Source organism: Pallidibacillus pasinlerensis, assembly GCF_009996845.1.
GTDB classification, from domain to species: Bacteria; Bacillota; Bacilli; order Bacillales; family Caldibacillaceae; genus Pallidibacillus; species Pallidibacillus pasinlerensis.
In genome coordinates, this window is the sequence record NZ_JAACYS010000001.1 from 47,083 (window position 1) to 61,030 (window position 13,948).

Sequence of the window (13,948 nt, forward strand, 5' to 3'; positions counted from 1 at the left end):
TAAAAAATAAAAGTTAGAAGGGAGTTTGAAAATGAAAAAATTTAAATTTTATTTAACCTATTACTGGTCGAAGTTGTTGAGAAAGCTACATATTAAGAAGGCAGATGAGATTTTCTATATCGGTGGTAGCGAGGCTTTACCTCCACCATTAACGAAGGAAGAAGAAGAAATTTTAATCCAAAAACTCCCAAAAGGAGACGAAACAGCACGCTCCATGCTAATTGAAAGAAATTTACGTCTCGTTGTGTATATAGCGAAAAAATTCGAAAATACAGGGATTAATATAGAAGATTTAATTAGTATAGGTACTATCGGTTTAATTAAAGGGGTTAACACATTTAATCCTGAGAAAAAAATTAAACTTGCAACATATGCTTCTCGCTGTATTGAAAATGAAATATTAATGTATTTACGAAGAAACAATAAAGTGAGGTCTGAAGTTTCCTTTGATGAGCCATTAAATATTGATTGGGACGGTAATGAATTGCTTTTATCAGACGTTCTCGGAACAGAAGATGACATTATTACAAAAGATTTAGAAGCTCGTGTAGACCGAAAATTATTAATGAAAGCACTTCATACGTTATCAGACCGTGAAAAACAAATAATGGAATTACGTTTTGGCCTTGTCGGTGGTGAAGAGAAGACACAAAAGGATGTCGCTGATATGCTAGGGATTTCTCAATCATACATTTCTAGGCTTGAGAAGAGAATATTCAAACGTTTACGGAAAGAATTTGAAAAAATGGTATAAAATATACTAACATATTTTATTAAAAAAATTTATTCCAATAAACAGTAACATATAACGGTTTTAGACTACCTTTTAACTATATATTATTTTTTTATGCTGCATATTTTTCCCTCCCACGGAGATACTGAAAATTGTAAAGCACTCCTGTGAGGAGGGAACAGACGATGATGCGCAACAAAGTAGAGATCTGTGGAGTGGATACTTCTAAGTTACCCGTTTTAAAAAATGAAGAGATGAGAGAACTATTTAAACAAATGCAGGCGGGTGATTTATCTGCTCGAGAAAAATTAGTAAATGGGAATTTACGTCTCGTATTAAGTGTCATTCAAAGATTTAATAATCGAGGGGAATATGTCGATGACTTATTCCAAGTTGGTTGTATTGGTCTTATGAAATCTATTGATAATTTTGATTTAAGCCAAAATGTTCGCTTTTCAACTTATGCGGTTCCCATGATTATTGGAGAAATTCGCCGATACTTACGGGATAATAATCCAATAAGAGTCTCTCGGTCCCTACGCGATATTGCTTATAAATCTTTGCAAGTTCGCGAGCGACTTATGGCCGAGTCATCAAAGGAACCGACTGCTGAAGAAATTGCAAAAGAACTCGATGTACCGAAAGAAGAAATCGTTTTTGCTTTAGATGCAATTCAAGACCCTGTATCCCTTTTTGAACCGATTTATAATGATGGCGGTGATCCGATTTACGTAGTAGATCAAATTAGTGATGAAAAAAATAAGGATTCAAATTGGATTGATGAAATCGCTTTAAAAGAAGGAATACGAAGGCTTAATGAACGTGAGAAGATGATTTTGAAAAAACGGTTTTTCCAAGGGAAGACACAAATGGAAGTAGCCGAAGAAATCGGTATATCACAGGCACAAGTCTCTCGTTTGGAAAAAGCAGCAATTAAACAAATGTCGAAAAATATACAATAAATTAAAATAGATAATTACAAATGAAAGGACTTTCTGTAGTAATTACAGAAGTCCTTTGTTTTTTATTATGGATTAGCAAATTTTGTTAAGTTTTTCAAGTTTCTATGGTAAACTTAAAAAGAGATTCTTATTTTAAGCTGTATTATAATAAGTAGAACAGTGAGCGAAAATAATGTCCTTATAAAATTTTAAACATTTAAGGATGCTTTATACTAAATCTTAAAATTTTAAAAGCAGGTGATGAAATGACTGAACCTTTTCTTCTTAAAGATCCAACATTTTTCGTTATTGAAGAATGGCAAAAACTAAATCCACGAATTATTGCTGGATTTACTACTAAAAACAATGGTTTCAGTCTTTCTCATTATAAAAGTAATAATTTAGGTCTTCACGTAGGTGACGACAGCCATACCGTTGTGAAAAATCGAGAAAAATTGGCTGACCAAATTCAAATTCCGCTTAATCAATGGGTGTGTTTACAACAGACGCACGGAAATAACGTTCAGTACGTTAATCAAGAACATTGGGGAAGTGGTGCTCTTGATTTTGAAACGAGTATAAAAGATTGTGACGGCATTTACACGAATCAACCAGGAACATTACTTGGTTTGATGTATGCCGACTGTGTGCCTATTTACTTTTATGCACCACAGGAGCAAATGGTTGGAATTGTCCATGCAGGCTGGAAAGGTACTGTGAAAAAAATCGTCCAATCTTTGCTAAATGATTGGCAACATAAGGGTATTGATTTATCTAGCGTTTATGCTTGTATTGGACCATCTATTTGCGAACATTGTTATATTGTAGATGATAGAGTAATTAATGAAGTAAAAATCATGAATCTAAGTCATCATGAACGTTTTTATAATGAAATTAAACCGAACCAATATAAACTTGATTTAAAAGGATTAAATAAAGCCTTATTAACACAAATAGGTCTACGGGAAAATCAAATTCAATTGACAAGTCTTTGTACTAGCTGTGAGAATTCACAGTTTTACTCTCATCGTCGTGACCAGGGAAAGACTGGACGTATGATGGGATTTATAGGGATTAAGGAGAAGGAGGATTAGACTTGGCAACAAGTGTAAAAGAAAATTTAGCAGTAATTCAAGAGAAGATAAAGCAAACATGTGAAAAAGTAGGTCGTGATCCTCAAGAAATTAAAATTATCGCTGTAACGAAATATTCTACTATTGAACGAACTAAAGAAGCGATTGAAGCTGGAGTAATTCATTTAGGTGAAAACCGTGATCATGAATTTTTAAATAAATATGAAGTGTTGGGAGATAAACCTACATGGCATTTTATAGGTACGTTGCAATCAAGAAAGGTAAAAAATATAATTGATAAAGTTCATTATATTCATTCCCTTGACCGAAAATCATTAGCAAAAGAAATAAATAAACGAGCAACAAAACCGATCAATTGTTTTGTACAAGTAAATGTCAGTGGTGAAGAATCGAAACACGGGATTGCACCTGAAGAAACTGTAGAATTTGTAAAATCTTTACAACAGTACCCAAATATTCGTATTATTGGTTTAATGACGATGGCGCCGCATATAGAAGATGAAACAATCTTGCGAACATGTTTTCAAAAGCTTCGCCAACTCCAACAACAAATTCAACAGTTGGAGTTAGAATATGCCCCATGTACCGAATTATCGATGGGAATGTCCAATGACTATGAGATTGCCATAGAAGAAGGAGCAACTTATATACGTATTGGTACAGCCCTTGTAGGTGAATAGTTTGGAGGTGACCCCGAATGGGATTTAAATCAAAAATAAAAAACTGGTTTTTCTTAGATGAATCTTATGAAGAAGAATACGATGATGAAAATTATAGCGATAATAAAAAAGAACATTATCCTGTTCAAAAGGAAAATGTAGTCCATGAAAAAGTGAACCAAACTAGAAGTAATGTTGTTAAACTAGAAAGTGTGAAAAACCAGTCGAAACTAGTTCTTTCAGAACCTCGAGTATTTGCAGAGGCACAAGAAATTGCGGACCATATAAAAAATCGGAGAGCGGTTGTCGTTAATTTACAACGAATTGATAAAAACCAAGCAAAAAGAATTGTCGACTTTTTAAGCGGAACAGTTTATGCATTAGGTGGAGATATACAAAAGGTAGGCACAAATATTATTTTGTGTACACCTGATAATGTTGAAGTATCAGGAAATATTTCGGATATGTTTATAGATCAAGAATTTGATGATACGAGGTGGTAAGCATTGGTTGCAATTGTTAATCTGTTATTTCAAATTTATTTTATTGCATTAATTATTTACATTTTCATGTCATGGGTACCGGGTTCTCGGGAAACCGCTATTGGTGAATTTTTAGCGAAAATATGTGAGCCGTATTTAGAACCTTTTAGAAGATTCATCCCACCTTTAGGATTGTTCGACCTATCTCCAATTGTCGCTATTTTAGTACTTCAATTTGCAAAAGTTGGTTTAATTCAAGTATTATTAATGATTTTCTAGTAAGGAGATAGTATGTCAATTTATCAACATTTTCGCCCTGAAGAAAAAGAGTTTATTGATCAAGTAATGAGTTGGAAAAATTATGTTGAAATGAATTATTCTCCGAAATTAACGGATTTTTTAGACCCACGGGAACAGTTCATCGTCCAATCCATCATTGGACAAAATGGGGAAGTAAAGTACCAATTATTTGGTGGAGCAAACAGTGCAGAAAGAAAAAGAGCACTTATATATCCGGATTATTTTCAACCGGAAGATGACGACTTTGAAATTCAACTATTTGAGATTAAATATCCAGTAAAATTTGTCAATTTATCCCATCCCCAAGTTTTAGGTAGTTTAATGGGGATTGGGTTGAAAAGGGAAAAATATGGCGATATATTAATCGATGGGGAACGAATCCAATTTTTCGTTGCAAAAGAAATTGCTGACTATATTCGCATACATTTTCATCAAGTTGGAAAAGCAACCGTAAAATTGGAAGATTTACCTTTATCTGAAGCAATCAAAGCAAACGAACAAACTGAAGAAAAGGAATTTACCGTTTCTTCTTTACGGTTAGATGCGGTTTTATCAACGGCCAGTCGTCTTTCACGTGAAAAGACACAGAAATTAATTGAAAATGGCCTTGTGAAAGTAAATTTTAGAATCGTTGAATCACCATCTTATCTGTTAGATGAAGGTGATTTAATTTCTGCAAAAAGAATTGGGCGCATGAAGTTAACTTTCATTGGTGAACAAACGAGAAAAAACAAATGGCGAATCCGTCTCGGTTATTTTAAATAAATTTACCCGTTTTGCAGGAAAATTATCACAAACTGTCGAAAAATAGTTTATAATATAAAATAATATGATATTTACTTTGGAGGTGGCTTTATGCCGTTAACGCCATTAGACATACATAATAAAGAGTTTTCCAAATCATTTCGAGGCTACGATGAAGACGAAGTTAATGAGTTTCTAGATCAAGTTATTAAAGATTATGAAATTATTATTCGTGATAAAAAAGAACTTGAAGAGCGAATAAAAGATTTAGAAGAAAGATTAAGCCGTTACAATAATATCGAAGAAACATTAAATAAATCGATTGTTGTTGCACAAGAGGCTGCAGAAGAAGTAAAAAGTAGCGCCCAAAAAGAAGCAAAACTAATCATTCGTGAAGCGGAAAAAAATGCCGATCGTATTGTAAATGAAGCTCTTTCTAAAGCAAGAAAAATTGCATTAGAAATTGAAGATTTAAAGAAACAGTCAAAAGTATTCCGCAATCGTTTTAGAATGTTAATTGAAGCCCAATTAGAAATGGTAGATAGTAAAGATTGGGATCAATTAATGGAATTTGATATTGATGCTACTGAATTGAAGTCTTTAGAAGAGGACGAAGAAGTTCAATTTAGTACACAAAAATAATAATTTTTAATAAAAAGTTGACGAATTAGTAAATTTTGCATATAATTCGTTATACTAATATTTATACGTATCGAATTTAATAATTAGAAACGATGAGAGGGAAAGTACAACTTCTAATTCTTTTCTACAGCGAACCGGTGATGGTGGGAGTCCGGTAAAAGAAGAAGTTGGAAGATCACCCTGGAGTTCTTGTACCGAAATTATAGTAAGTACAAGCGTGCGTGCACGTTAACGAATACAAGTGGGCAAAATTATTTTATATTTTTGCCTAATTGGGTGGTACCGCGGGAATAGCCTTCTCGTCCCAAATGGGATGAGAGGGCTTTTTGTATTTCTAATAATTTCTAATTTATTTTCCTAAAATGATTAGAAAATTACTTAACAGGTAATGATGAAGATAATAAAAGGAAGGTGTAAGAAATTGGATTATAAAGAAACATTATTAATGCCAAAAACAAAATTTCCAATGCGTGGAAATTTAACGAAAAAAGAACCTGAAATTCAAGCAAAATGGGAAGAAATGGATATTTACAAAAAAGTACAAGAACGGACAAAAGGTCGTCCGAAGTATGTACTACATGATGGACCACCTTATGCGAACGGTAGTCTTCACATGGGGCACGCATTAAACAAAGTATTAAAAGATTTAATTGTACGTTCAAGATCAATGTTAGGTTACGATGCTCCATATGTTCCTGGTTGGGATACACATGGTTTACCGATTGAACAAGAATTAACGAAAAAAGGTGTAAATCGAAAAGAAATGTCCGTTTCCGAGTTCCGTAAGCTTTGTGAACAATATGCTTTTGAACAAATTGATATTCAAAGAAAAGGGTTTAAGAGTTTAGGTGTTCGTGGAGACTGGGAAAATCCTTATTTAACCCTAAATCCAATTTTCGAAGCGCAACAAATTCGCGTATTCGGTGAAATGGCAAAAAAAGGCTTAATCTATAAAGGTTCAAAACCAGTTTATTGGTCACCATCATCTGAATCAGCTTTAGCTGAAGCGGAAATTGAATATAAAGATGTCCGTTCACCATCGATTTATGTTGCTTTCCCAGTAAAAGATGGAAAAGGTGTTTTAGATAATGATACTGAAATTGTGATTTGGACAACGACACCATGGACAATTCCAGCTAACTTAGGTATTTCTGTTCACCCTGAGTTTAACTATATTGTTGTAAACGTTGGGGACCGTAAATTCCTAATTGCTGAAGATTTATTAAAAACTGTGGCAGAAGAAATCGAATGGACAGACTATAAAGTTGTTCAAACAGTGAAAGGAAAAGAGTTAGAATACGTCGTTGCAAAACATCCGATTTATGATCGTGATTCTCTTGTGATGTGCGGTGAACACGTCACTTTAGATGCAGGTACAGGAGCCGTTCATACAGCTCCAGGACACGGGGAAGACGACTTCCGTATCGGTCAAAAATACAATTTAGGTGTATTAGCTCCAGTAGATGATCGTGGTCATATGACAGAAGAGGCACCTGGATTCGAAGGCATGTTTTACGATAAAGCAAATAAAGCAATTACACAAAAATTAGAAGAAGTAGGCGCTTTATTAAAACTTACTTTTATTACTCACTCCTATCCACATGATTGGCGTACGAAAAAACCAGTTATTTTCCGTGCAACACCTCAATGGTTTGCATCGATTGAGCCAATTCGTGAAAAATTATTACAAGAAATTCAAAATGTTAAATGGTTTAACCAATGGGGCGAAACAAGACTTTACAACATGATTCGTGACCGTGGTGACTGGTGTATTTCTCGTCAACGTGTTTGGGGTGTTCCAATTCCAGTCTTTTATGCGGAAAATGGTGAACCAATTATTACTGAAGAAACAATTGAACATGTGGCAAAATTATTTGAAGAACATGGTTCCAATGTTTGGTTCGAGCGCGATGCGAAAGATTTACTTCCTGAAGGCTTTACACATCCAGGTAGTCCGAATGGTGAGTTTACGAAAGAAACAGATATTATGGACGTTTGGTTCGACTCTGGTTCTTCTCACCACGGTGTTTTACGTACACGCGAAGAATTAAAATTCCCAGCGGATATTTATTTAGAAGGTTCTGACCAATATCGTGGCTGGTTTAACTCAAGCTTAATCATTAGTGTAGCAGTAAATGGTGTCGCACCATATGAAGGTGTTGTTTCTAACGGATTTACCGTTGATGGTGAAGGTAAGAAAATGTCTAAATCCGTAGGTAACGTCATTGTTCCTGAACAAGTAACAAAACAATACGGTGCTGACGTACTGCGTCTATGGGTAACTTCCGTTGACTATACACAAGATGTTAAAGTTTCAATGGATCACTTTAAACAAATTTCTGAAGTGTACCGTAAAATCCGTAACACCGTTCGCTTTATGTTAGGTAACTTAAATGACTTTGACGTTAAAAAAGACGCTGTCCCATATGAGAACTTACGTGAAGTTGACAAATTTATGCTTGTAAAATTAAATCAACTAATTAAAAATGTTCGTGAAAACTATGTAAATTACCGATTCTCAGAAATTTACCATGACTTAACTCATTTTATTACATTAGATTTAAGTGCGTTCTACTTAGACTTTGCAAAAGACGTACTTTACATTGAAGCGGAAAATAATCCAGTTCGTCGTTCCATGCAAACCGTAATCTATGAATGCCTAGTTGCTTTAACAAAAATGTTATCGCCAATCATTCCACATACAGCAGATGAAATTTGGGAATACATTCCAGGAGTAGAAGAAGAAAGTGTACAATTAACTGATATTCCTGAGTATAAAGAACTTCCTAATGCTGATCAATTAGTGGAAAAATGGACGAAATTCATGAAGCTTCGTGATGAAGTATTAAAAGCATTAGAAGAAGCACGTAATGAAAAAGTAATCGGTAAATCTTTAACAGCGAAAGTTACATTATATGTTCGTGAACATGTAAAAGAATTACTTGATTCGATTGACGAAAACGTTGGACAAATTTTCATCGTATCTGACTTAGAAGTTGCCGGCAGCTACGAAGATGCCCCAGAAAATGCATTAAAACTAGAACATTCTGCAATTGTAGTGACTAAAGCAGAAGGTGAAACTTGTGAACGTTGTTGGGTTGTAACACCAGATGTTGGTCAAAACGAAAACCATCCTACATTATGCCCACGCTGTGCTGAGGTTGTAGAAGAAAATTATAGTAATACAGTAAAATAATTTTTTGACAAATGAAAATCAATCATGGGTTGTCTTATTGACAGCCCTTTTCTTTTGAAAAATCTCCCTCAATTTCCTTCTATCGTCAAAAAAGCAATATTTTTTTCAAACTTTCCTCGTCACATTCGGTCATACTATACATACAATGAAAAATAGATTATTGAACGTATAGGGAGGTTTTTCATGGAAAACACATTGCTATATTCACTTTATGAGGAATTATTGGCAATGAAGGAAGATTTGGAAGAACGCCTTTATAATCAACAATTATCACCTTATGTGAAACAAATGGCGGAAGAGGAGTTACTTGACATAATAGCGACGATTAAAAAAATTGAAGACGGTGATTTTGGCGTTTGCGAAGAAACTGGAAGCACTATCCCACTTGAATTATTAACATTCCAACCGAATGTACGTTCAATAAGTGAAGTGAATTCTATTTTAAAATACTTTAAAAAACCAGTTTTTCCACCGAGCCAAATAAAAACTCCAAACTTTTAATGGGTTGGCTAAAAATATACATTTTTTAAATTTTTTAGTCGACCCTAACTTTTATAATATAACTTCTTTTCTTATAGTAAACATCGCATAATGTGGTAATTTATGCTAAAATGCAAAAGAGTTCACTTAAAGTTTGGAGGGGAAAGTTTGGTATACTATATTATTGCTTTAATTATAATTGGCATCGATCAACTTACAAAGTGGATTATCGTTAAATCGATGGAATTAGGGGAAAGTATTCCAGTAATTGAAAATTTCTTCCACATTACCTCTCATCGTAATAAAGGTGCTGCATGGGGAATGCTACAAGGACAAATGTGGTTTTTCTATATTGTAACAGTCGTTGTTGTTGTTATATTAATATATTACATACAAAAACATACGAAGGGTGAGCCTCTTTTCGGTACTGCTCTTGGCTTAATGTTAGGTGGAGCAATTGGAAACTTTATTGATCGATTATTTAGGCAGGAAGTCGTAGATTTTCTCCATTTTACTAATATTTTTGGCTATAATTTTCCAGTGTTTAATATTGCGGACTCGGCTTTAACAGTCGGTGTTATTTTATTAATTATTTTTATGATTCTTGATGAAAGAAAGAATAAAAAGGAGAAAAAAGATGGAGAAGGTTTATCATCTAGTAAGTGAAGAAGAAGCAGGGATTCGTATCGACAAACTATTAACTACCGTTGATGAAGAATGGTCCCGCACACAAATCCAAGAATGGATTAAATCTGAACATGTGTTAGTTAATGGTAAAAAAGTGAAAACAAATTATAAATGTGAAGTGAATGATAAAATCATTGTTAACATTCCTGAACCTGTTCCATTAAATATTGAAGCGGAAGAAATGGACTTAGATATTGTTTATGAAGATAGTGATGTCATTGTCGTTAATAAACCACGAGGAATGGTTGTTCATCCGGCACCGGGACACACATCCGGAACATTAGTTAATGGATTAATGGCCCATTGTAAAGATCTCTCTGGCATCAATGGTGTCATGCGTCCAGGAATCGTTCACCGTATTGATAAAGACACTTCTGGTTTATTAATGGTGGCAAAAAATGACGTAGCCCATGAAGCTTTAGTTGAACAACTTGTTGCAAAAACAGTAACAAGAAAGTATGAGGCAATTGTCCATGGTGTAATTCCCCATGATTTCGGAACAATCGATGCACCTATTGGTCGTGATAAAACGGATCGACAAAAAATGGCCGTCGTCGATAATGGAAAACATGCCGTCACCCATTTTAGAGTGATTGAACGTTTTACGGATTTTACCCATGTCGAATGTGAACTTGAAACAGGGAGAACTCATCAAATTCGTGTTCATATGAAATATATCGGTTATCCATTAGCGGGTGATCCGAAATATGGTCCAAGAAAAACGTTGGATATTGATGGACAAGCATTACATGCAGGGGTGCTCGGATTTGTCCATCCACGCACGAAGGAATATTTAGAATTCCAATCACCTGCACCAGAGGAATTTCAAAATCTGTTAGATTATTTAAATAAACGGAAATAAACGACTGAATTTTACAACAATATAAAATACCGTTGACAATTTTCTAAATACCACTTATCATCAAATAGAAAACAATATGAACCTTTAAAACAGTCCAGAGAGGCTGGGAAGGAGATGGTAAATATATTTTTGTGTGAATACCTCCTGCTCTCTGAAGCAGGATTTTTTTGTGAAAATTTTTGGGATTCAAACTAGATTCGGGGGGGACTCCAATGCAAAAGGCAGTTGTACTTGATGAACAAGCGATTCGAAGAGCTTTAACACGAATTGCCCACGAAATTATTGAACGTAATAAGGGCATTGAAGACATTGTAATTGTTGGAATTCGCACACGAGGCATTTATTTAGCAAAACGACTTGCAGAAAAAATAGAACAAATTGAAGGTGCTAAGTTACCTGTTGGTGAATTAGACATAACTTTGTACCGTGATGATTTAACCATTAAAACGGAAGATGAAGAGCCTCTTGTGAAGGATTCAAATATTCCAGTTGATATAAACGATAAAAAAATCATCCTTGTTGATGATGTTTTATATACGGGTCGAACAGTTCGTGCAGGGTTAGATGCGATTATTGATTTTGGTAGACCATCCCAAATCCAACTTGCGATTTTAGTAGATCGTGGTCATCGTGAATTACCGATTCGCGCAGATTACGTTGGTAAAAACATTCCAACATCGAAATCAGAACAAATTATGGTGGAATTATCCGAAGTTGACGGTAAAGACCTAGTAAGCATTTATGAAAATAATAAATAAGAGTACCCTTTTAAAGACAGTCCAGAGAGGCTGGAAAGGGGGACGTTATGTTTAGATAGGCTCGGAGTCTATTCTTTTATGGTAGGCAAAAAAGCATCTATCTATACATTTATGACCTCTTTCCAAATGGAAAGAGGTTTTTTGTATATAAAGGAGGATAATACGTTGAAAAGTCTATTAACAATAGAAGATTTATCCGATTTAGAAATAGAAAATTTATTACGAGATGCTAGTGAGTTTGCCAATGGAAAAGTATGGAGACCGCAACAACAAACTTTCGTTGCGAATTTGTTTTTCGAACCAAGTACTCGAACAAAAAGTAGCTTTGAAGTGGCAGAACGGAAGCTAGGTTTAGAAGTTGTTCCTTTTGAAGCTGGTTCATCCAGTGTATTAAAAGGTGAAACATTGTATGACACAGTAAGAACATTACAGTCAATTGGAGTAAATGCGGTCGTTATCCGCCATGAACAAGATCGTTACTTTGATGAATTAAAAAACTGCAGCATTCCGATTATTAACGGCGGTGATGGCTGCGGTAACCATCCAACCCAATCATTACTTGACCTATTAACGATAAAACAAGAGTTTGGTACGTTTAAAGATTTAAAAGTTTCCATCATCGGAGATATCCGTCATAGTCGGGTTGCTCGTTCCAATGCAACTGCCTTAACAAGACTTGGAGCGAAAGTAAGTTTTTCAGGACCGGAAGCGTGGTTTGATGAATCCATGAAAGCCTATGGTCCTTATGTAGAAATAGAGGAAGCAATAAGTGAAGCGGACGTAGTCATGTTATTAAGAATTCAACATGAACGACATGGTCATACTTTAGGACTTACGAAGGAACAATATCACGAAACTTACGGTTTAACGGTTGAACGGGAAAGAAAAATGAAAGAAAAAAGCATCATTATGCATCCTGCACCGGTTAATCGTGATGTGGAAATTGCTTCAGAACTTGTGGAATGTCGTCGTTCACGCATATTTAAACAAATGCAAAACGGTGTTTATGTTCGAATGAGTGTGTTAAAGAAAATACTTGAAACAAACTTAGAAGGGGAGAACATTTATGAAAATCATTATCAAAAACGGTTGGCTAATTAATGAAAAGGGAGAAAAAGAAAAGAAAAGTATTTTTATCACGAATGGGAAAATCGAAAAAATAACAGATGAAGTAAATATAGAAAATCAAAAGGATTATAAGATTGTTGATGCTGAAAACTATGTCGTTGCCCCTGGATTTATCGATGTTCATGTCCATTTGCGGGAACCAGGCGGTGAGCAAAAAGAAACAATTGAAACGGGAACTCTTGCTGCAGCCCGCGGTGGATATACAACGGTATGTGCGATGCCAAATACAAATCCAGTACCGGATACGAAAGAACAATTACAATGGTTAAATAAAAGAATTGCAGAAACAGCCCATGTACGTGTATTACCATATGCGGCAATTACAAAAGGTTTACAAGGTGGAGCTTTAAATGATTTTAATGAATTAGCAGAAGCCGGTGTCTTTGCCTTTACAGATGATGGTGTTGGCATTCAAACAGCAGGACAAATGTATGAAGCGATGCAACAAGCAGCAAAAATCAACAAAGCAATTGTTGCCCATTGTGAAGACATGTCTTTAGTATATTCAGGCGTTGTTCATAAAGGTAAAGTAGATGGGCGCTTAAATTTACCTGGAATTTTATCAGCATCTGAATCTGTACAAATTGCTCGGGATGTTCTTTTAGCTGAAGCTACAGGGTGTCACTACCATGTTTGTCACATTAGTACAAAAGAATCAGTTCGTGTAGTACGAGATGCAAAACGGGCGGGAATTAATGTGACTGCTGAAGTATCACCGCACCACCTACTTTTAAGTGAAGAAGATATTCCTGCTAATGACAGTAATTGGAAAATGAATCCACCGCTTCGAGGAGAAGACGATAAAGAAGCGTTAATTGAAGGTTTACTAGATGGAACAATTGATTTTATCGCGACAGATCACGCACCTCATACGGCTGAAGAAAAGGCACAAGGTATGGAAAGTTCACCATTTGGTATCGTTGGTTTAGAAACTGCTTTTCCACTTTTATATGAGCATTTTGTGAAAAAAGGAATTTTAACTATAAAACAATTAATTGATTTCATGACAATTAAACCAGCTGAAGTGTTTCAATTACCGTATGGCAAGTTAGAAGAAGGTGAAGTTGCCGATATTGTGTTACTCGATTTAAATTTAGAAAAAACAATTAATCCTGAAGAATTTGCTTCAAAAGGTAAAAACACTCCATTTACTGGTTGGAAATGTCAAGGATGGCCAGTTATGACGATTGCCGCTGGAAAAATCGCTTGGCAAATGGAACGGGCACAAATATAAGATTGCTA

General features: G+C 35.0%; 15 protein-coding genes and 1 other annotated feature. All 15 genes read left to right on the plus strand.

Annotated elements, in window-relative coordinates; all coding sequences use genetic code 11:
• Positions 1-31 precede the first annotated feature (31 nt).
• The 15 genes from sigE to GW534_RS00305 all read left to right on the plus strand — a co-directional run bounded on the left by sigE (position 32) and on the right by GW534_RS00305 (position 13,940).
• A complete protein-coding gene (sigE, locus tag GW534_RS00235) occupies positions 32-754 on the plus strand; it encodes an RNA polymerase sporulation sigma factor SigE (RefSeq protein WP_161919038.1) in 723 nt (240 codons plus the stop codon).
• 164 nt (positions 755-918) lie between these two features.
• Complete coding sequence (gene sigG, locus GW534_RS00240) at positions 919-1,695, plus strand: RNA polymerase sporulation sigma factor SigG (protein ID WP_161919039.1); 777 nt, start codon at positions 919-921, stop codon at positions 1,693-1,695.
• Positions 1,696-1,940: 245 nt separating this feature from the next.
• Positions 1,941-2,768: a peptidoglycan editing factor PgeF gene (gene pgeF, locus GW534_RS00245; RefSeq protein ID WP_161919040.1), complete on the plus strand. Its 828-nt coding sequence runs from the start codon at positions 1,941-1,943 to the stop codon at positions 2,766-2,768.
• A gap of 2 nt (positions 2,769-2,770) precedes the next feature.
• On the plus strand, positions 2,771-3,448 hold the full coding sequence (locus tag GW534_RS00250; RefSeq protein ID WP_161919041.1) for a YggS family pyridoxal phosphate-dependent enzyme: 678 nt from the start codon (positions 2,771-2,773) through the stop codon (positions 3,446-3,448).
• Between the two features lie 17 nt (positions 3,449-3,465).
• Positions 3,466-3,930, plus strand: coding sequence for a cell division protein SepF (locus tag GW534_RS00255; protein ID WP_161919042.1), 465 nt, complete (start codon positions 3,466-3,468; stop codon positions 3,928-3,930).
• Between the two features lie 3 nt (positions 3,931-3,933).
• The gene (locus GW534_RS00260) at positions 3,934-4,188 is read left to right on the plus strand and encodes a YggT family protein (RefSeq protein ID WP_161919043.1); all 255 of its coding nucleotides are present in this window, start codon (positions 3,934-3,936) and stop codon (positions 4,186-4,188) included.
• Between the two features lie 12 nt (positions 4,189-4,200).
• Positions 4,201-4,974, plus strand: coding sequence for a YlmH family RNA-binding protein (locus GW534_RS00265; RefSeq protein WP_161919044.1), 774 nt, complete (start codon positions 4,201-4,203; stop codon positions 4,972-4,974).
• Between the two features lie 90 nt (positions 4,975-5,064).
• Positions 5,065-5,595 carry a DivIVA domain-containing protein gene (locus GW534_RS00270; protein WP_161919045.1) on the plus strand — a complete coding sequence of 177 codons (531 nt, stop codon included), beginning with the start codon at positions 5,065-5,067 and terminating at the stop codon, positions 5,593-5,595.
• A gap of 83 nt (positions 5,596-5,678) precedes the next feature.
• Positions 5,679-5,905 (plus strand) — a binding site (T-box leader).
• Between the two features lie 111 nt (positions 5,906-6,016).
• Positions 6,017-8,791 carry an isoleucine--tRNA ligase gene (ileS, locus tag GW534_RS00275; RefSeq protein ID WP_161919046.1) on the plus strand — a complete coding sequence of 925 codons (2,775 nt, stop codon included), beginning with the start codon at positions 6,017-6,019 and terminating at the stop codon, positions 8,789-8,791.
• Positions 8,792-8,974: 183 nt separating this feature from the next.
• Complete coding sequence (locus tag GW534_RS00280; protein ID WP_161919047.1) at positions 8,975-9,292, plus strand: hypothetical protein; 318 nt, start codon at positions 8,975-8,977, stop codon at positions 9,290-9,292.
• A 147-nt stretch (positions 9,293-9,439) separates the two neighbouring features.
• Positions 9,440-9,937: a signal peptidase II gene (gene lspA, locus GW534_RS00285; protein WP_161919048.1), complete on the plus strand. Its 498-nt coding sequence runs from the start codon at positions 9,440-9,442 to the stop codon at positions 9,935-9,937.
• On the plus strand, positions 9,909-10,820 hold the full coding sequence (locus tag GW534_RS00290) for an RluA family pseudouridine synthase (protein ID WP_161919049.1): 912 nt from the start codon (positions 9,909-9,911) through the stop codon (positions 10,818-10,820). The genes lspA and GW534_RS00290 overlap by 29 nt, the downstream gene beginning before the upstream one ends.
• Positions 10,821-11,032: 212 nt before the next feature.
• Complete coding sequence (pyrR, locus tag GW534_RS00295; protein WP_161919050.1) at positions 11,033-11,578, plus strand: bifunctional pyr operon transcriptional regulator/uracil phosphoribosyltransferase PyrR; 546 nt, start codon at positions 11,033-11,035, stop codon at positions 11,576-11,578.
• 165 nt (positions 11,579-11,743) lie between these two features.
• A complete protein-coding gene (locus tag GW534_RS00300) occupies positions 11,744-12,679 on the plus strand; it encodes an aspartate carbamoyltransferase catalytic subunit (RefSeq protein ID WP_161919051.1) in 936 nt (311 codons plus the stop codon).
• Entirely contained in the window at positions 12,645-13,940 is a 1,296-nt protein-coding gene (locus GW534_RS00305; RefSeq protein ID WP_161919052.1) for a dihydroorotase, read from the plus strand. The genes GW534_RS00300 and GW534_RS00305 overlap by 35 nt, the downstream gene beginning before the upstream one ends.
• Positions 13,941-13,948 lie beyond the last annotated feature (8 nt).

Excerpts from the sequence above, each read along its gene's own strand:
- GW534_RS00255 (WP_161919042.1), top strand. The coding sequence starts at position 3,466 with ATGGGATTTAAATCAAAAATAAAAAACTGGTTTTTCTTAGATGAATCT.
- GW534_RS00265 (WP_161919044.1), top strand. The coding sequence starts at position 4,201 with ATGTCAATTTATCAACATTTTCGCCCTGAAGAAAAAGAGTTTATTGAT.
- GW534_RS00270 (WP_161919045.1), top strand. The coding sequence starts at position 5,065 with ATGCCGTTAACGCCATTAGACATACATAATAAAGAGTTTTCCAAATCA.
- pyrR (WP_161919050.1), top strand. The coding sequence starts at position 11,033 with ATGCAAAAGGCAGTTGTACTTGATGAACAAGCGATTCGAAGAGCTTTA.
- GW534_RS00305 (WP_161919052.1), top strand. The coding sequence starts at position 12,645 with ATGAAAATCATTATCAAAAACGGTTGGCTAATTAATGAAAAGGGAGAA.
- sigE (WP_161919038.1), top strand. The coding sequence starts at position 32 with ATGAAAAAATTTAAATTTTATTTAACCTATTACTGGTCGAAGTTGTTG.
- pgeF (WP_161919040.1), top strand. The coding sequence starts at position 1,941 with ATGACTGAACCTTTTCTTCTTAAAGATCCAACATTTTTCGTTATTGAA.
- GW534_RS00290 (WP_161919049.1), top strand. The coding sequence starts at position 9,909 with ATGGAGAAGGTTTATCATCTAGTAAGTGAAGAAGAAGCAGGGATTCGT.
- sigG (WP_161919039.1), top strand. The coding sequence starts at position 919 with ATGATGCGCAACAAAGTAGAGATCTGTGGAGTGGATACTTCTAAGTTA.
- GW534_RS00280 (WP_161919047.1), top strand. The coding sequence starts at position 8,975 with ATGGAAAACACATTGCTATATTCACTTTATGAGGAATTATTGGCAATG.